This window comes from Kocuria sp. CPCC 205231 (assembly GCF_040980965.1).
In the GTDB taxonomy this organism is placed as follows: Bacteria; Actinomycetota; Actinomycetes; order Actinomycetales; family Micrococcaceae; genus Kocuria; species Kocuria rosea.
The window spans coordinates 78,737-96,023 of record NZ_JAVKPP010000007.1; the positions used below are offsets into that span (position 1 = coordinate 78,737).

A 17,287-nucleotide genomic window follows, 5' to 3' on the forward strand; every position below is an offset into this window, starting at 1 on the left:
CCTCCTGAGCCTTCCGGCGCAACGTTGCCGCGACCGACGGCCCGGATGCGAAGATTGGCGGCAGTGCACACGACATCCTGAGCGCGACCCACCGTGGGGCCGGGGATGAGGAACAGGACGGCGGGACCCATGAACGACCACCCCACGAGAGACCGGGCCGCGGAGGCCACCGGCGGGCTCGACCCCCGCCGGTCGGCCGGGCGCCTGGTCGCCGTGGACGCCGCCCGGGGACTGGCTCTCGTGGGGCTGACGGCGGTCCACTTCCTGCCGCAGTCCTATCCCGACAACGACCGGCCGACGCTGTCCTGGCTGCTGTTCGCCGGGGACTCCGCGGCGCTGTTCGCGCTGCTCGCCGGGGTCGGCCTCGCCTTCTCCACCGGAGCGCGCAGACCCCGCAGGGGCCGGGACCTGACCGCCGCCCGCGCGGGGATCGCGGTGCGCGCGCTGCTGATCATGGTGATCGGGCTGACCGTCGGGTACCTGATGCCGGCGGACCCGCCGGCCGTCGGCATCCTGGTCCACTACGGGCTCTTCTTCCTGCTCGCGCTGCCCTTCCTGGGGCTGCGGGCACGGACCCTGCTCCTGTGCTCGGGCGCGTTCCTGCTCCTCGGGCCCCTCCTGATCCACTGGCTGGGCGACGTGGTGCCCGAGCACAGCGCCGCCAACCCGACGTTCGCCCACCTCGTCACCGAACCGGTCGCGCTCTTCTGGCAGCTGACGCTGACCGGCACGTACCCGGCCGTGACGTACATGGCGTACCTGCTCGCCGGGCTCGCCCTCGGCCGCCTCAACCTCAAGAGCCTGCGTCTGCAGAGCCGCCTCCTGGCCGCGGGACTCGGCCTCGCGGCCCTCGCCAAGCTCGTCTCCTGGGTGCTCCTCTACGGCATGGACGGCTACAACGTGCTGCTCTACAGCATCGTCTCCCTCACCCGGGCGGACCTGGACCACCTCGTCGTCTTCGGCGCCGACGGGCCCCTGCCGACGTCCTCGCTGTGGTGGCAGGCGCTCTCCGCCCCGCACACCAACACGCTCCTCTCGGTGGCCTGGAGCCTCGGGGTGAGCACGGCCGTGCTCGGCGCCTTCCTGCTCGCCGGCCGCGAGTTCGGCAAGTGGCTGCTGCCGCTCACGGCCATGGGGGCCATGACCCTGTCCCTGTACACGGGACAGCTGGTCCTGCTGGCCACCGAGGTCCACTACAGCAGCCCGCTGCTCTGGTTCGCCGCCTGCCTCCTCGTCTCGGCGCTCGTGGCGCTCGCCTGGCGGCACGCCTTCGGACGGGGTCCGCTGGAACGGCTCGTGTCCGCGGCCGCGCACGCGACCACCCGTGCCGTCGCCGATCGGGGGACGCCCCGCGGCCCGGAGACCCCCAGGAGGCCCCTGGGGTAGCACGTGGCTCCGCCGGCCGGACACGCGCCGACGGCTGAAACACGGCCCCGGCCGCTCGCGGGCCGCACGGATCCGTTAGCGTGACAGCAGCGCCGCCCGGCGCCGGCAGTCGGAGCGCCCGCCTGCCGTGGACCTCAGGAGGAACCATGCCGAAACCCGTCATCAGCAAGGCCAGCACCGTCTGGACCGGCGATCTCTTCAACGGCTCGGGCACCACCAGCCTGGCCGGCTCGGGCCTGGGCCCCTTCGACGTGGACTGGGACACCCGCGCGGAGAGCGGCGCCGGCGCCAAGACGAGCCCCGAGGAGCTCCTGGCCTCCGCGCACGCCACCTGCTACGCCATGGCGTTCTCCAACATGCTCGCCCAGAACGAGACCCCGCCGACCCGGATGGACTCCTCGGCCGAGGTGACCTTCGTGGCGGGCGAGGGCATCAAGGGGGTCGAGCTGACCGTGGTGGCGCAGGTGGAGAACATCTCCGCGGAGGACTTCGCGCGCATCGCCGAGGAGGCCAAGTCCGGCTGCCCGGTCTCCCAGGCCCTGTCCGTGGACATCACCCTGGACGCCTCGCTGGCCTGATCCGGCGCCCGGCCCCGCCGGCCCGGGCACTGCCCCGGCCGGTGGGGCCCGCCGCGTGTCGGTGACGGCGACGGACGGAGGCCCGGACGGCGACGGCGTGGCAGGTCGCGACCGCCCTCTCCCGCTCCTCGTCGATCCGCCCCGGCCGGCCGGGCCCGTGATGTCAGACGCGGTCGCGTTCGGCGAGCGCCCGGCCGAGGTCCTCGGCCTGCAGGTCGGCGTTGACGGCCGTGGCGGTCGTGAGCCCGGCCGCTGCCGCGGCGAGGACCTGGGCGTGGAGGTCCGTGACGTTGCCCGCCACGTAGACCCCCGGCACGTCCGTGCCGCCTGTGGGCGCCGAGGGCACGTACGTGCCGACGGCATGGCCCTTCTCCTCCACCTGGGCCGTGCGCAGGCCGAGGGAGTCGATGAGGGCGGAGCGGACCGTGAAGCGCGGCACCACGACCACGGCCCGGCACGGCACGAGCTCGCCGGAGACCAGCCGCAGACCGGTGATCCGATCCCCCGACACCTCCACGCGCCGCACCTCGCCCGCCACGCACGCGATGCCGAGGGCCGCCAGGTGCTCGCGCTCCTCGTCGTCCGGCGCCGGGGCGGTGTGCTGCACGAAGATGATGTCGCGGCTCCACTGCCGGAACAGCTGCGCCTGCTGCACGCCCAGAGGGCCGGTGCCCAGCACCGCCAGCGGCTCGTCCCGCCACTCCCAGCCGTGGCAGTAGGGGCAGTGGACGACGTCGCGGCCCCACCGCTGCGCCACGCCCGGGACGTCCGGCAGCTCGTCGGTCAGTCCGGTGGTGATCAGCACGCGGCGCGCCCGCACCGACCGGCCGTCCTCGAGCGCCAGCAGGAACCGGACGCCGTGGCCGTCGTCCCCGGCGGGACGGGCGGAGACCACTGTGCCGTCGACGACGTCCGCTCCGTAGCCGGTGACCTCGGCACGCCCGTCCGCGAGCAGCGCGCCCGGGGCGTCGCCGTCGCGGCCGAGGTAGTTGTGCACGTGCTCCGCGGGGTCGTTGCGCGGGGCCCCGGCGTCCACCACGAGGACCGTGCGCCGGGCGCGGGCCAGGCACAGCGCCCCGGCGAGGCCCGCGGGCCCCCCACCGACGACGACCACGTCGTAGCTCTCGTTCACGGTGCGCTCCTCTCCCCCGCCGTGCGCTCAGCCCGTGCCGGACCCGCGCAGGGTCAGCGGGGCTGGGCCGGGTTGAAGGGCGTGCCCTGGGACGGTGGGTTGATCGGAGGCCCGGAGGTCTCCGGCGAGACGGGCGAACCGCCGCTGGTCCCGGACACCTCCGGCGCGGCCTCGGGCACCGCGCCGCTGGGCTCGGCCCCCTGGCGCAGCGCCTCGATCCGTCGCTCCAGGACCTGCACCACGGGCAGCCGGTCGGCATGCGCCCGTTCGTAGTCCAGCAGCTGCTGCACCCCGCGCTCGTCGAGGCCCGAGATCTTCGAGCCGAGCACGCCCACGGGGAGGTGGTCGTAGTCGGGCAACGGGAGGTCGTCGTGCTGGGAGATGTCGTTCACGTCTGCTCCTCGGCTCATGGCCGCCGATCCGGACGTCGGCGGCGACGGTCCTGCCACGGTAGCAGTCCGACCACCACAACGTAAGGGTACTTAGTGCTCGGCGCCGAGTTCGGCGCGGCCTCCCCTGCCGGCACTCCCCGGGCGCTGGGCTGGAACGACGACGTCCCCCGGACCGTGTGGTCCGGGGGACGTCTTCCGTGGTGACCCCAGCGGGATTCGAACCCGCGTTACCGCCGTGAGAGGGCGGCGTACTAGGCCGCTATACGATGGGGCCGCACCGATCCGGTCCGCGGTTTCCCGCGACCGGCCTCGTACACTGTACCAGGTCCCGGGCCCTGTTCCGGACGCCGGCCCTGTTCCGGCAGCGCAGCGCACCCCGGACACGAGAACACCCCCGGACCGTGTGGTCCGGGGGTGTTCTGCGGTGGTGACCCCAGCGGGATTCGAACCCGCGTTACCGCCGTGAGAGGGCGGCGTACTAGGCCGCTATACGATGGGGCCGTACTGATCCGATGGAGCAGCGCTGGGATACCAGGACTCGAACCTAGAATGACGGTACCAGAAACCGTAGTGTTGCCAATTACACCATATCCCACTGTCGTCCCCGGTCCGGCGGTTTCCCGCGGCGACCGGCGCAACGCAAAAGAACTATACCGGCCTTCCGGCGGGGCGGCAAATCGGGCTCAACGGCAGTAGCGGTCCTCGAGCTCCGCGTCGATCCCCCGACGGCGGGCGATGCCCGCCAGCGCCCGGACGACCGGCCCCAGCCAGCGGTAGAGCCCCGGGAGGTTGATGTCGGTCCACTCGATGAGCAGCGCCGTGCGGAGCAGGCTCCGCGGGCGGCCGTCCCGGCGGGTGCGCCCGTCCCGGGCGAGTCCGTACAGGGCCACCAGGCCCTTCTCGAAGCCCTCGTGGGCGGGCCGCACCTCGACCACGAAGCGGGCCGGCGACCCACTCGGGTTCTTCCAGCGGAACAGATGCTCCGGGGGCACCTCGACCTCGCCGCCCGCCCCGAGGTCCCGCACGACGTGGCCGACCTGGACCCGCAGCACGCCCTCGAGGACCCGAACGCGCATCCCGAACCGGCGGTGGTAGTGGGCGAGCACCTCTCCCCCGGCCTCCACCTCGACGTGCAGCAGGGCGTGCTCGCCCCCGGTCTCCGCGCCGGTGCGCAACCACGTGATGGTGTCGCGCTGCACGGGATTGCGGTGCTGCGGGCGTCCCGCGCGCATCGTCTCGATCTGGTCATCCGTCCGGTCCATGCTGATCGCGCCCGTGTCCCAGGCTACGCCGGAGCGCCCGGGTGTGTGCAGATGACGTCCCCGCCGACGACGACGGTCCGGCCCGCCCTCCGCGGAGGGCGGGCCGGACCGTCGTCGTCGGCGGGGAGGGCGCTCAGCCGAGCTGGGCGGCGAGGGCGCGCAGGCGGGTCAGGGAGGAGTCCTTGCCGAGTATCTCGAGGGACTCGAACAGGGGCGGCGAGATCCGCCGGCCCGAGACGGCGGTGCGGACGGGGCCGAAGGCCAGTCGCGGCTTGATGCCCAGCCCGTCCACGATGGCTTCGCGGAGCGCGGTCTCGAGGGCGGCGGCGCTCCAGTCCTCGAGCGGCTCCAGGGCGGCGAGCGCGGCCCGCAGGACGTCGCCGGCGGAGTCCTTGAGCTGCTTGCGGGCGTCGTCGGCGACCTCGATCTCGTCGTCGGCGGCGAAGAGGAAGGACAGCAGCTCGGGGGCCTCGCCGAGCAGGTTCATCCGCTCCTGGACCAGCGGGGCGGCCCGGTCGAGGATGTCCCGCTGGCGCTCGTCCAGGGTCTCCCCCAGCACGCCGCCGGCCTGCAGGTAGGGGACGAGCCGGTCGCGGAAGTCCTCGGGGGCGAGCCTGCGGACGTGGGTGCCGTTGATCGCGGTGGCCTTCTTGAGGTCGAAGCGCGCGGGGTTCGCCAGGACGTCGTGGACGTCGAAGTGCTCCACGAGCTGCTCCACGGTGAAGACGTCCTCGTCCGCGGACAGGGACCAGCCCAGCAGGGCCAGGTAGTTGAGCAGGCCCTCGGGGACGAAGCCGCTGTCCCTGAGGTGGAAGAGGCTGGACTCGGGGTCGCGCTTGGACAGCTTCTTGTTGCCCTCGCCCATGACGTAGGGCAGGTGGCCGTACTCGGGCACGTACTTCGCGAAGCCGATCTCGACCAGGACGCGGAACAGCGCGATCTGGCGCGGTGTCGAGGAGAGCAGGTCCTCGCCGCGCAGCACGTGGGTGATCTCCATGAGGGCGTCGTCCACGGGGTTGGTCAGCGTGTACAGCGGCTGGCCGTTGGCGCGCACCACCACGTAGTCCGGGATGGAGCCGGCCCGGAAGACGATCTCGCCGCGGATCATGTCGTGGACCACGATGTCCTCGTCCGGCATCCGCAGCCGCAGCACGGGCTCCCGGCCCTCCGCCCGGTACGCCGCGATCTGCTCCTCGGTGAGGTCGCGGTCGAAGTTGTCGTAGCCGAGCTTGGGGTCGCGGCCGGCCGCCCGGTGCCGGGCCTCGACCTCCTCCGGGGTGGAGTACGCCTCGTAGACCGCCCCGTGATCCCGGAGCCGGGCGGCCACGTCGCGGTAGACGTCCAGGCGCTGCGACTGCCGGTACGGGGCGTGCGGACCCCCGGTCTCGACGCCCTCGTCCCAGTCGATCCCCAGCCACGCGAGCGCCTCGAGCAGCTGCTGGTAGCTCTCCTCCGAGTCGCGCAGGGTGTCGGTGTCCTCGACGCGGAAGACCATGGTGCCGCCGGTGTGGCGGGCGTGGGCCCAGTTGAACAGCGCGGTGCGGATCAGTCCCACGTGCGGGGTGCCCGTCGGGGACGGGCAGAAGCGCACGCGCACGGGCGAGGAGGTGGTCGAGGCGGTGGCCGGGGTGGCGGGCGTGTCGGTCATGGCTCTTTCGTGGATCGGTCGGGGTCTGGGCGGGGTCGTGCGGTGGTGCGGGGCGCCGCGGTGCCCGCACGGGTCGGCGGTGCGGACCGGCGCCGGCCGGCGGTGCGGGTCAGCGGCGCAGGACGGTCGGCAGGACGCCGATGCCCTCGACCTCCACCTCGATCCGGTCGCCCTCGTCGACGATGCCGACGCCGGCGGGCGTGCCCGTGAGGATGACGTCGCCGGGCAGGAGCGTGAACGCCTGGGAGACGTAGGAGACGAGGAACGGGACGTCGAAGACCATGTCCCGGGTGTTGCCGTCCTGCTTGGTCTCGCCGTTGACGCGGCTGCGCACGGCGAGGGCGGAGGTGTCGAGGTCCGTCTCGATCCAGGGCCCGAGCGGGCAGGCCCCGTCGAAGCCCTTGGCGCGCGCCCACTGCCCGTCGGTCTTCTGCACGTCGCGGCCGGTGAGGTCGTTGGCGGCGGTGTAGCCGAAGACCACCTCGGGCACGCGCTCCACGGGGACGTCCTTGCACATCCGCCCGATGACGACGGCGAGCTCGGCCTCGTAGGAGACCTGCTCGGTCCACGCGGGCAGGGTCACGGGGTCGCCGGGACCGGCGACGGACGTGTTGGGCTTGAAGAACAGCATCGGCGAGGTGGGCAGCTCGTTGCCCAGCTCCGCGGCGTGGTCGGCGTAGTTGCGGCCGACGCACACGATCTTGGAGCGCGGGATCACGGGGGCGAGGAGGCGGACGTCGGCGATGTCGTGGCGCTGCTGGGTGGGGTTGATCCCGGTGTAGAAGGGGTCGCCCGCGAGGACGGTGACCGTCTCCTCGCCGGCGGCGCCCTGCACCGCGCCGAAGTGGATCTCGCTGTCGACCGTGAACCTGGCAATTCGCATGGGACCAGGCTATCCCACGGTCCGCGGGCGGCCGCGCGGCCCCGGTGGCGCCACCGGGGCCGCGCGGGGCTCAGACCAGGCGGGTCAGCCAGCCGTGCGGGTCCTCCGCGCGGCCCGTCTGGATCTCCAGGAGCTGCCGACGGATGTCCATGGTGACCTCGCCGGGCCGGGCGCCCTCGTCGCCGATGGTCTCCTCGGTGGAGACGAGCCGGCCGATGGGGGTGATGACGGCGGCGGTCCCGCACGCGAACGCCTCGGTGATGGTCCCGGCCTGCCAGCCCTCGCGCCACTCGTCGAGGGTGAAGCGGCGCTCCTCGACGGTCATCCCGCGGTCCTTCGCGAGCTGGATGATCGAGCGGCGGGTGACGCCCTCGAGGATCGTGCCGGTGAGCTCGGGGGTCACCAGGCGGCCGTCGTCGTAGACGAAGAACACGTTCATGCCGCCCAGCTCCTCGACGGCGTCGCCGCGGTCGCGGTCCAGGAACATCACCTGCTGGCACCCGTGGGCGTCGCCCTCCATCTGGGCGATCAGGGAGGCGGCGTAGTTGCCGCCGCACTTGGCCGCTCCCGTGCCGCCGCGGCCGGCGCGGGCCCAGTCGCGGGAGAGCCAGATGTCCACGGGCTTCACCGGGCCGCCGAAGTAGTTGCCGGCCGGGGAGGCGATCACGGAGTACAGCACCTGGCGGGACGGGCGCACGCCCAGGAACGCCTCCGTGGCGATCATGAACGGGCGCAGGTAGAGGGACTCCCCGTCCCCGTCGGGCACCCACTGCTCGTCCACCGACACGAGCTCGCGCAGCGAGTCCAGGAACAGCTGCTCGGGCAGCTCCGGCAGCGCCAGCCGGCGGGCCGACAGGTTGAGCCGGGCGGCGTTGGCCTCGGCCCGGAACGTCCACACGGAGCCGTCCGCGTGCCGGTAGGCCTTGAGCCCCTCGAAGATCTCCTGGCCGTAGTGCAGCACGGCCGCGGCGGGGTCCAGCACCAGCGGACCGTACGGCTCGACCCGCGGGTCGCTCCAGCGGCCCGTGCCCTTCTCGACGTCCCCGAACCAGTCGATCTTCACCATGTGGTCCGTGAAGTTCGTGCCGAAGCCCGGCTCGGCGAGGATGGCCGCCCGGACCTCCTCCGGGACCGGGTCCTGGCTGAGGTGGTGGGCGAAGGTGGTGGGCTGTGTGGTCACTGCGTCTCCCTGCGAGGTCGACCCCGTGGCGACCGGCACGCGGGGCTCAGCTGTTGGTTCCGTGCCCCAGCCTATCCCCGGAGCACGGCCGGATCGGCTCAGGCGAGGGCGGCGAGCACGCCGTCGCCCACCTGGGCGGTGGTGCGGGACTCGTTGCCGTGGGCCGCGAGGTCCTGCTGCACGGCGGCCTCGATCCGGGCCGCCGGCCCGGAGTGGCCGAGGTGCTCCAGCATCATGGCGGTGGCGAGGATCGCCGCCACGGGGTTCGCCTTCTGCTGCCCGGCGATGTCCGGTGCGGAGCCGTGCACGGGCTCGAACATCGAGGGCGCCGTGCGGTCCGCGTTGATGTTGCCGGCCGGGGCCAGTCCGATGCCGCCCGTCACCGCGCCGGCGAGGTCGGTGAGGATGTCCCCGAAGAGGTTGTCGGTGACGATGACGTCGAAGCGCGCCGGGTCGGTCGTGAGGAAGATCGTGGCCGCGTCCACGTGCAGGTAGTCGACGGCGACGTCGGGGAACTCGGCACCGATCTCCTCGACGAGGCGCGCGTAGAGGCGGCCCGCGTTGACGAGCACGTTGTGCTTGTGGACGAGGGTCAGCCGCTTGCGCTCCCGCCCGGCGGCGAGCTCGAAGGCGTAGCGCACGAGGCGGCGCACGCCGTAGGCGGTGTTGAGCGAGACCTCGGTGGCGATCTCGGCGTCGGTGCCGCCGCGCAGCACCCCGCCGTTGCCGGCGTACGGGCCTTCGGTGCCCTCGCGCACCACCACGAAGTCGATGTCCCCGGGGTGGGAGAGCGGGCTGGTGGTGCCCGGGAAGAGCTTGGACGGGCGGAGGTTGACGAAGTGGTCGAGGCTGAAGCGCATCTTCAGCAGCACGTCGCGCTCGATGATCCCGGACGGGACCCGCCGGTCCCCGGGGGCGGCGCCGACCGCGCCGAACAGGATGGCGTCGTGGGTCCGCAGCTCGTCCAGCGTCCGGTCCGTGAGGGTCTCCCCCGTGTCCAGCCAGTGCTGCGCGCCGAGGCCGAACTCCGTCCTCTCCACCGTGACGCCGGCCGCGGCGGTCACCGCGTCGAGGACCTTCACCGCCTCGGCCGCGACCTCGGGGCCGATGCCGTCACCGGGGACGAGGGCGATCTTCAGGTGGGCGGGGGCGGCTGCGGGCGTCGGCTGGCTCATGGCCCCAGGATAGGAGCCGACCGACCCGTCCGACCACGGTGTGGACGGACGTCTCACATGATGGACAGCCGATCGCCGCTCAGGACTGGAGTGCGGCGGGCTCCTCGTAGCGCGGGAACACCGGCGCGGGCGGGGGCAGCTCCGTGCCCGCCACGAGGGGCGTGTCCAGGGCGGTGAACAGGCGGGCGTCGCCCTCGGCCTGGCCGAGCACGTCGAGCAGCCGGGCGGCGGCGTCCGGCACCACCGGCTGGACCAGGATGCCGACCGTGCGCACCACCTCGAGCGTCACCCAGAGCACGGTGGCCATCCGCCCGGCGTCGGTCTTGCGCAGCTTCCAGGGCTCCATGGCGGTGAAGTACCGGTTGGCCTCGGCGACCACCCGCCAGATCCGCTCGAGCGCCCGGTGGAACTGCTGCTCGTCGAACTCGGCGCGCACCGGCGCGCAGAGCCCGGCGGCCGCGGCGAGCATGGCCCGGTCCTCGGGGGTGAGCTCCCCCGGCGCGGGGACCCGGCCCTCGCAGTTCTTGGCGACCATCGACAGCGAGCGCTGCGCGAGGTTGCCGAGGTCGTTGGCGAGGTCGGAGTTGATGCGGTTCTTGATCCCGTCGTGCGAGTAGCTGCCGTCCTGGCCGAACGGCACCTCGCGCAGCAGGAAGAAGCGCAGCGGGTCGAGGCCGTACTCGGCCACGAGGGCGTGCGGGTCGATGACGTTGCCCACGGACTTGGACATCTTCTCGCCCTGGTTGAACAGGAAGCCGTGGGCGAAGACGCGCCGGGGCAGGGGCAGGCCGGCGGACATCAGGAACGCCGGCCAGTACACGGCGTGGAAGCGGGCGATGTCCTTGCCGATCACGTGGGCGTCGGCGGGCCAGTACCGCTGGAACGTCTCGGACGCGGTGTCCGGGAAGCCCACGCCGGTGAGGTAGTTGGTGAGGGCGTCCACCCACACGTACATCACGTGGTCCGGGTTGCCGGGCACGGGCACGCCCCAGTCGAAGGTGGTGCGGGAGATGGAGAGGTCCTCCAGGCCCGAGCGCACGAAGGACGCGATCTCGTTGCGCCGGGTCTCGGGGTGGACGAAGCCCTCCCGCTCGTAGAGCTCCAGCAGCCGGTCCTGGTAGGCGGAGAGGCGGAAGAAGTAGGACTCCTCCTCGGTCCAGGTGACCTCCGTGCCGGTGCCCGTCGAGCACCGCACGCCGTCCGCGCGCAGCTCGGTCTCGTCCTCGCCGTAGAACGCCTCGTCGCGCACGGAGTACCAGCCGGCGTACTTGCCGAGGTAGATGTCCCCCGCCTCCTCCATCCGGCGCCAGAGGGCCGCCGACGCCGCGTAGTGGTCGGCGTCCGTGGTGCGGATGAAGCGGTCGTAGGAGATGTTCAGGGCGTCGTCCATCTCGCGGAAGCGCGCCGAGTTGCGGTCCGCGAGCTCCCGGGCCGTGAGGCCCTCCTTCTCCGCGGTCTGCTGCATCTTCTGGCCGTGCTCGTCGGTGCCGGTCAGGAAGCGGACGTCGTAGCCGTCCAGCCGCTTGAACCGGGCCATGACGTCGGTCGCGATGACCTCGTAGGCGTGCCCGATGTGCGGGGTGCCGTTGGGGTACGCGATGGCCGTGGTGATGTAGTACGGGGTGCGGTGGGAGGAAGTCACGGCCTCCACTCTACCGACCGCGGGGGCCGTGCGCGCCCGGGGCGGCCGGCGCTCGGGGCCCGGCCGGGTCGGCTCACCGCCGGGGGCGCCCCGCGCCCAGCCGCCCGCGGGTGAGGGCCACGACGAGCAGCGCGGCCCCGGCGTAGGTGCCGAACAGGACGAGGTCCACGGTGTCCAGCAGCCCGGTGTGCACCGGCTCCGCGGCCAGCAGGACGAGGTGGTCCTGGGCCGGCGTGAAGCTCGCGTGCAGCAGCACGCACAGCAGCACGCTGCCCGTGCGGTTGTACAGCGGCGTGTAGAGGAACGCGAGGACGAACGGCACCGCGAAGCCCAGCGGCCCGTAGAGCGGGACGTGCCACACCCCCCACAGCAGACCGAGCAGCGCGGTCGCCCGGAGCGGGCCCAGCCGCTCCTGCAGCCGGGGCAGCGCGAAGCCGCGCCAGCCGGGTTCCTCCAGGCCGCCCCCGAGCACCGCCACGAAGACGAAGGTCGCCAGGTAGGCGGGGGCCCGCTCGAGGGCCAGGGACCAGTCGACCTCCCGGCCCAGCGCCGCGAGCAGGGCGTTGACGACGGCGTACAGCAGCGCGGGCAGCCCCAGCGCCCAGGCCCACCAGCGGGCCGGGACCCGCCACCGCACGATCGCCCGGGCCCAGTCCCGCACCGGCTCCCCCGACAGCCACGTGACGGCCCACGCCGCCACGAACGGGCCGAGGCCGCCGAGCAGGAGCAGCGGCGTGCCGCCCGCCCCGAGCAGCAGGGGCGCCCAGCACGTCCAGGACCACGCGTACGTCAGGACGAAGAAGGCCGGCAGCTGGTGCCGGGCGACCCGCCCCCGCAGGCCCGGCCCGGGCTGCTGTGCCCGTGCTCCGATGTCCGTCATGCGGACCACCCCCCGGGATCGCGGCGACCGGCTCCGCCCCCAGGGTAGGACGCCGGACGCGGCGAGGGGCCGCGTCCGCACGGAATGCTCGGCGCATGACGTGCGGACGCGACCCCTCGGCCGGTGCCCCCGCGCCGGTCGCGGCGGTGGGGCGGGTGCGGATCAGCGGGCCGCGGTGCCCTCGACGTAGTCGGCGTCCGGCGAGGTCCACGCGAAGAGCTTGCGCAGCTCCCGGCCGGTGACCTCGATCGGGTGGGACTCCTCCTTCTCGCGCAGCTTCTTGAACTCGGCGCCCCCGTTGTCCTGGTCCTCGATGAAGCGCTTGGCGAAGGTGCCGTCCTGGATGTCGGCCAGCACGGCCTTCATGTTCTCCTTGACCGTGGGGCTGATCACCCGGGGGCCGGAGACGTAGTCGCCGTACTCGGCGGTGTCCGAGATGGACCAGCGCTGCTTGGCGATGCCGCCCTCGACCATGAGGTCCACGATGAGCTTGAGCTCGTGCAGGACCTCGAAGTAGGCGATCTCCGGCTGGTAGCCGGCCTCGGTCAGGGTCTCGAAGCCGTACTGGACCAGGTGGGACATGCCGCCGCACAGGACCGCCTGCTCGCCGAAGAGGTCGGACTCGGTCTCCTCGGTGAAGGTGGTCTTGATGACGCCCGCGCGGGTGCCGCCGATGCCCTTGGCGTAGGACAGGCCCAGCTCGAGGGCCTTGCCGGAGGCGTCCTTCTCCACGGCCACGAGGGCGGGCACGGCGCGGCCGGCCTCGAACTCGCGGCGCACGGTGTGGCCCGGGCCCTTCGGGGCGACCATGACGACGTCGACGCCCGCGGGGGCCTCGATGTAGCCGTAGCGGATGTTGAACCCGTGGGCGAAGAAGATGGCGTCGCCCTGCTCCAGGTTCGGGGCGATCGACTCGGCGTAGACGTGGCGCTGGACCTGGTCCGGCGTCAGGATCATGATGACGTCGGCTTCCTTGACGGCGTCCGCGACGGTGAGCACCCGCAGGCCCTCGGCCTCGGCCTTGGCCCGGGAGCGCGAGCCCTCGGCGAGGCCGATGCGCACGTCCACGCCGGAGTCGCGCAGGTTCAGCGCGTGGGCGTGGCCCTGCGAGCCGTAGCCGATGACGGCCACGGAGCGGTCCTGGATGATCGAGAGGTCGGCGTCGTCGTCGTAGAAGATCTCTGCCATGGGATTGTCTCCTTGAAGCATGGGTGGGCGCGGCGGGGGCACCGCCGCGAGGTGGTTGGGGTGTCTGTGGGCCGGCGCCCGCGTCCACCGCCGCCCGGGGGCGTCAGTGGCGCAGGGCGCGGTCGCTCATCGACTTGGGACCACGTCCGAGGGCCAGCGTACCGGCCCGGACGATCTCCCGGACGCCGAAGGGCTCCAGGATGTCCAGCAGCGCCCGGAGCTTCTCCGGGGCGCCGGTGGCCTCGATGACGAGCGACTCGGTGGAGACGTCGACAACGGTGGCCCGGAACAGGTCCGCGGCTTGGGTGACCTGCAGACGCGTCGCGGCGTCGGCGCGGACCTTGACCATGATGTGGTCCCGCTGCACCGACGAGTCGGGGGTGAGCTCGACGATCTTGATCACGTTGATGAGCTTGTTCAGCTGCTTGGTGACCTGTTCGAGCAGCTCGCCCTCGGCGTCCACCACCACGGTGATGCGGGAGACGCCGTCGAGCTCCGTGGGTCCCACGGCGAGCGAGTCGATGTTGAAGGCGCGGCGCGCGAACAGTCCGGCCACCCGGGTCAGCACGCCCGGCTTGTCCTCGACCAGCACGGAGAGGGTGTGTCGGCTCATGGGTCAGTCCTCCTCGTCCCAGTCGGGGGTCATGTTGCGGGCGATCTGGATCTGGTCGTTGGACACGCCGGTGGGCACCATCGGCCACACCATCGCGTCGGCGGAGACCACGAAGTCGATCACCACGGGGCGGTCGTTGATCTCGAGGGCCTGCCGGATGACGTCGTCCACGTCCTCGTCCCGGGTGCAGCGCAGGGCGGCGCACCCGTAGGCGTCGGCGAGCTTGACGAAGTCCGGCACCATGATGCTGTCGTGGCCCGTGTTCAGGTCGGTGTTGGAGTACCGGCCGTCGTAGAACAGGGTCTGCCACTGGCGCACCATGCCCAGCGAGGAGTTGTTGATCACCGCCACCTTGATCGGGATCTTGTTGATCGTGCAGGTGGCGAGCTCCTGGTTGGTCATCTGGAAGCAGCCGTCGCCGTCGATCGCCCAGACCACGCGGTCGGGCTGGGAGACCTTGGCGCCCATCGCGGCGGGCACGGCGAAGCCCATGGTCCCCAGTCCGGCCGAGTTCAGCCACTGCCGGGGCCGCTCGTACTGGACGAAGTGGGAGCTCCACATCTGGTGCTGGCCCACGCCGGAGACGTAGACGGCCTCCGGGCCGGTCAGGGCGGAGATCCGCTCGATGACGTGCTGCGGCGAGCCCAGTCCGTCCGCCGGCTTGGGGTAGCCCAGCGGGTAGGTGGCCTGCAGGCTGCTGAGCGCGGTCCACCACGAGGAGAGGTCGGGGCTGCCGCTGCGCTCGAACTCCTGGCGCACGGCGGTCACGAGGTCCGGCAGGATCTCCCTGACGTCGCCGACGATCGGGACGTCGGCGGTGCGGTTCTTGGAGATCTCGGCGGGGTCGATGTCCGCGTGGATGATCTTGGCCGTGGGTGCGAAGGTCTCCAGGTGGCCCGTGACGCGGTCGTCGAAGCGCGCGCCGAGGGTCACCAGCAGGTCGGCCTGCTGCATCGAGTACACCGCCGGGACGGTGCCGTGCATCCCTGGCATCCCCAGGTTCTGCTCGTGGGAGTCCGGGAACACGCCCCGGGCGGTCAGCGTGGTCACCACGGGGGCGCCGGTCAGCTCGGCCAGCTCCATGAGCTCGGCGGCCGCGTCGGCGCGCACCGTCCCGCCGCCCACGTAGAGCACGGGCCGCTGGGCCGCCGCGATGAGCTTGGCGGCCTCCCGGATCTGCTTGGCGTGCCCGCGCGTCACGGGCCGGTAGCCGGGCAGGTCCATCCGGGGCGGCCAGGAGAACGTCATGGTGTCCTGCTGGGCGTCCTTGGCGATGTCCACGAGCACCGGGCCCGGGCGCCCGGTCGAGGCCAGGTGGAACGCCTCGGCGAGCACCCGCGGGATGTCCTCGGCGTGCGTCACCAGGTAGGAGTGCTTGGTGACCGGCATCGTCATCCCCACGATGTCCGCCTCCTGGAAGGCGTCGGAGCCGATCACCTTGGACGAGACCTGCCCGGTGATCGCGACCATGGGGATGGAGTCCATGTGCGCGTCGGCGAGGGCGGTGACGAGGTTCGTGGCGCCGGGGCCGGAGGTCGCGATGCAGACGCCCACGCGGCCCGAGGCGAGGGCGTAGCCCTCGGCGGCGTGGCCGGCGCCCTGCTCGTGGCGGACCAGGATGTGGTTGATCCGGTCCGAGTCCAGGAGCGGGTCGTAGGTCGGCAGGATCGCGCCGCCGGGGAGGCCGAAGACGTCGGTGACGCCGAGCTCCTCCAGCGCCCGGATGACGGCCTGGGAGCCGGTCATCTCCGTGGGGGCCACCGTGCTGCCCGGGCCCATGACGGACGGGACGGCGGGGACGGACTTCTCCGGGGCCCCCGGGGGCCGGTGGTCAGCGGCGGTCTCCGCGCGCTTGGTGGCCATCAGCGCTGGGCTGATCGGCTGTCCCTTGCTCATGTCACTGTCCTTCTGGTCTGGCCTTCTGGGCTGGTGCTGCTGTTCCGGCTCGGCTGTCGCTCCGCCGTGGGCGCCGGGCAAGAAAAAAGGCCCTCGCGGCACCGGGAGGTGCGACAGGGCCCGTGCGCTCGACCGGTCGTCGGCTCAGGCCCCGCGTCCGACGAGGACGCGTACCGTGAGCTGGACGACACCGTGGCTGAGTTGCATGCTCCCATGCTCTGCCGCCCGGCCGAGCGTGTCAATCTTCGGACTCCTTGTCCCACGATGTGAGACACGGCACGTCCGGATCACCCCTCCGCGTCCGCCGGGACGTCCAGCCGCCCCTCCTGCTGCAGGAACAGGGGCCGCTCCCCCGCGGCGATGCGCTCGAGCTGGGTCCGCAGCAGCCGCCGCACGCGCGGCTTGTAGGACGTGCAGGATCCGCCGGTGTGCGGGGTGAGGATCGCCCCGGGGGCGCGGAACAGCGGGTGGTCGCCGGGGAAGGGCTCGGGCTCGACGACGTCGAGGGCGCAGCGGAGCCGCCCGGAGACGACCTCCGCGGTCAGCGCGGGGGTGTCGACCACCCGGCCGCGGCCCACGTTGACCACCAGGGCGTCGTCGGGCAGCAGGGACAGCACGCGGGCGTCGACGAGGCCGTCGGTCGCCGGGCTCGCGGGGAGGGCCACCACGAGCACGTCGGCGTCGGGCAGCAGGGCCGGCAGCTCGTCGATGCCGTGCACGGGGCCGCGCTCGTCGGTCCGGGCCCGGGAGGCCACCCTCGTGACCTCGACCTCGAAGGGGAGCAGCCGGTCGACCACGGCGGAGCCGATCTCGCCCACGCCCAGCACCAGGACGCGGCTGTCGGCCAGTGTCCGGGTCTCGAAGCGGCGCCAGATCCCGTCGCGCTGCTGCAGGACGGCGCGGTCGAGCTCCCGCTGGGCGGCGATCATCAGCCCCAGGGCCAGCTCGGCGGTCCCGGCGGCGTGCACCCAGCCCGCCGTCGAGAGGGCGAGGTCGGGCCCGATGGCCTCCGGCACGCCGTCGAAGCCGGTGCTCTGCAGCTGCACGAGCCGCAGGCGGGTCGCGGCGGGCAGGGCCCCCACCCAGCGGCCGGTGAAGTACGGAGCCACCGCAACGTCGATCTCATCGGCGCGGGCCCCGACCGGGTCCCCGGCCATGTCCCACAGGACGTAGCGGAAGCCCGGGACGCGGATGCTCAGGTGGTCCACGAGCTCCTGCTCTGGGAGAGAAACCACGCGGAGCTCGGAGAGCGGGACGGACGGGGCGGACGGCGCGGGGGTCTGTGCGGAGGGCATGACGGCCATGCTAGACGCCGCCGCCGTCCGGACGGCGGCGGCGGAATGGACAAGGCGGGACGAGCTGGTAGAGTACTTTCTCGTTGCGAGGCGGGACCCGGCGGAAGCCGGCCGGCGCGATTCGGCCCCGGGCCGGG

15 protein-coding genes and 3 tRNA genes are annotated in these 17,287 nt (G+C 72.7%); 2 read left to right on the forward strand and 16 right to left on the reverse strand.

Annotated features, from left to right (window positions below):
• Positions 1-129 precede the first annotated feature (129 nt).
• On the forward strand, positions 130-1,386 hold the full coding sequence (locus RF640_RS09105) for a heparan-alpha-glucosaminide N-acetyltransferase domain-containing protein (RefSeq protein ID WP_035928909.1): 1,257 nt from the start codon (positions 130-132) through the stop codon (positions 1,384-1,386).
• A 146-nt stretch (positions 1,387-1,532) separates the two neighbouring features.
• A complete protein-coding gene (locus RF640_RS09110; RefSeq protein WP_109222476.1) occupies positions 1,533-1,964 on the forward strand; it encodes an OsmC family peroxiredoxin in 432 nt (143 codons plus the stop codon).
• A 163-nt stretch (positions 1,965-2,127) separates the two neighbouring features.
• On the opposite strand, the gene RF640_RS09115 is transcribed toward RF640_RS09110, so the two are convergent.
• The 16 genes from RF640_RS09115 to RF640_RS09190 all read right to left on the reverse strand — a co-directional run bounded on the left by RF640_RS09115 (position 2,128) and on the right by RF640_RS09190 (position 17,150).
• A complete protein-coding gene (locus tag RF640_RS09115; protein WP_109222477.1) occupies positions 2,128-3,096 on the reverse strand; it encodes an NAD(P)/FAD-dependent oxidoreductase in 969 nt (322 codons plus the stop codon).
• 53 nt (positions 3,097-3,149) lie between these two features.
• Positions 3,150-3,488, reverse strand: coding sequence for a hypothetical protein (locus RF640_RS09120; protein ID WP_017833209.1), 339 nt, complete (start codon positions 3,486-3,488; stop codon positions 3,150-3,152).
• 198 nt (positions 3,489-3,686) lie between these two features.
• A tRNA-Glu gene (locus RF640_RS09125) sits at positions 3,687-3,762 on the reverse strand.
• Positions 3,763-3,913: 151 nt separating this feature from the next.
• A tRNA-Glu gene (locus RF640_RS09130) sits at positions 3,914-3,989 on the reverse strand.
• Between the two features lie 22 nt (positions 3,990-4,011).
• Positions 4,012-4,083: transfer RNA gene (locus RF640_RS09135), tRNA-Gln, on the reverse strand.
• A gap of 88 nt (positions 4,084-4,171) precedes the next feature.
• Positions 4,172-4,750, reverse strand: a complete 579-nt coding sequence (locus tag RF640_RS09140) for a cupin domain-containing protein (RefSeq protein ID WP_109222478.1) — start codon at positions 4,748-4,750, stop codon at positions 4,172-4,174.
• A 133-nt stretch (positions 4,751-4,883) separates the two neighbouring features.
• Complete coding sequence (gene gltX / locus RF640_RS09145) at positions 4,884-6,398, reverse strand: glutamate--tRNA ligase (RefSeq protein ID WP_109222479.1); 1,515 nt, start codon at positions 6,396-6,398, stop codon at positions 4,884-4,886.
• A gap of 109 nt (positions 6,399-6,507) precedes the next feature.
• Entirely contained in the window at positions 6,508-7,281 is a 774-nt protein-coding gene (locus tag RF640_RS09150) for a fumarylacetoacetate hydrolase family protein (protein WP_035928896.1), read from the reverse strand.
• Between the two features lie 70 nt (positions 7,282-7,351).
• Positions 7,352-8,461 carry a branched-chain amino acid aminotransferase gene (locus RF640_RS09155; RefSeq protein ID WP_035928893.1) on the reverse strand — a complete coding sequence of 370 codons (1,110 nt, stop codon included), beginning with the start codon at positions 8,459-8,461 and terminating at the stop codon, positions 7,352-7,354.
• 98 nt (positions 8,462-8,559) lie between these two features.
• The gene (locus RF640_RS09160; protein ID WP_368827558.1) at positions 8,560-9,636 is read right to left on the reverse strand and encodes a 3-isopropylmalate dehydrogenase; all 1,077 of its coding nucleotides are present in this window, start codon (positions 9,634-9,636) and stop codon (positions 8,560-8,562) included.
• A 79-nt stretch (positions 9,637-9,715) separates the two neighbouring features.
• Positions 9,716-11,278 (reverse strand): methionine--tRNA ligase, encoded by a 1,563-nt coding sequence (gene metG, locus RF640_RS09165; RefSeq protein ID WP_017833215.1) that lies wholly within the window; start codon positions 11,276-11,278, stop codon positions 9,716-9,718.
• Positions 11,279-11,351: 73 nt separating this feature from the next.
• Positions 11,352-12,158 carry a CPBP family intramembrane glutamic endopeptidase gene (locus tag RF640_RS09170; RefSeq protein WP_017833216.1) on the reverse strand — a complete coding sequence of 269 codons (807 nt, stop codon included), beginning with the start codon at positions 12,156-12,158 and terminating at the stop codon, positions 11,352-11,354.
• Positions 12,159-12,320: 162 nt separating this feature from the next.
• Positions 12,321-13,346, reverse strand: coding sequence for a ketol-acid reductoisomerase (ilvC, locus tag RF640_RS09175; RefSeq protein ID WP_017833217.1), 1,026 nt, complete (start codon positions 13,344-13,346; stop codon positions 12,321-12,323).
• Positions 13,347-13,449: 103 nt separating this feature from the next.
• Positions 13,450-13,959: an acetolactate synthase small subunit gene (gene ilvN / locus RF640_RS09180; RefSeq protein WP_017833218.1), complete on the reverse strand. Its 510-nt coding sequence runs from the start codon at positions 13,957-13,959 to the stop codon at positions 13,450-13,452.
• A 3-nt stretch (positions 13,960-13,962) separates the two neighbouring features.
• Positions 13,963-15,855 (reverse strand): acetolactate synthase large subunit, encoded by a 1,893-nt coding sequence (locus RF640_RS09185; protein WP_035928889.1) that lies wholly within the window; start codon positions 15,853-15,855, stop codon positions 13,963-13,965.
• A 287-nt stretch (positions 15,856-16,142) separates the two neighbouring features.
• Complete coding sequence (locus RF640_RS09190) at positions 16,143-17,150, reverse strand: NAD(P)-dependent oxidoreductase (protein WP_346216262.1); 1,008 nt, start codon at positions 17,148-17,150, stop codon at positions 16,143-16,145.
• Positions 17,151-17,287: the final 137 nt, after the last annotated feature.

Coding starts and splice junctions, on each gene's coding strand:
- RF640_RS09105 (WP_035928909.1), top strand. CDS start 130: ATGAACGACCACCCCACGAGAGACCGGGCCGCGGAGGCCACCGGCGGG.
- gltX (WP_109222479.1), bottom strand. CDS start 6,398: ATGACCGACACGCCCGCCACCCCGGCCACCGCCTCGACCACCTCCTCG.
- RF640_RS09185 (WP_035928889.1), bottom strand. CDS start 15,855: ATGAGCAAGGGACAGCCGATCAGCCCAGCGCTGATGGCCACCAAGCGC.
- RF640_RS09170 (WP_017833216.1), bottom strand. CDS start 12,158: ATGACGGACATCGGAGCACGGGCACAGCAGCCCGGGCCGGGCCTGCGG.
- RF640_RS09110 (WP_109222476.1), top strand. CDS start 1,533: ATGCCGAAACCCGTCATCAGCAAGGCCAGCACCGTCTGGACCGGCGAT.
- RF640_RS09190 (WP_346216262.1), bottom strand. CDS start 17,150: ATGCCCTCCGCACAGACCCCCGCGCCGTCCGCCCCGTCCGTCCCGCTC.
- RF640_RS09160 (WP_368827558.1), bottom strand. CDS start 9,636: ATGAGCCAGCCGACGCCCGCAGCCGCCCCCGCCCACCTGAAGATCGCC.
- ilvC (WP_017833217.1), bottom strand. CDS start 13,346: ATGGCAGAGATCTTCTACGACGACGACGCCGACCTCTCGATCATCCAG.
- ilvN (WP_017833218.1), bottom strand. CDS start 13,959: ATGAGCCGACACACCCTCTCCGTGCTGGTCGAGGACAAGCCGGGCGTG.
- RF640_RS09150 (WP_035928896.1), bottom strand. CDS start 7,281: ATGCGAATTGCCAGGTTCACGGTCGACAGCGAGATCCACTTCGGCGCG.
- RF640_RS09140 (WP_109222478.1), bottom strand. CDS start 4,750: ATGGACCGGACGGATGACCAGATCGAGACGATGCGCGCGGGACGCCCG.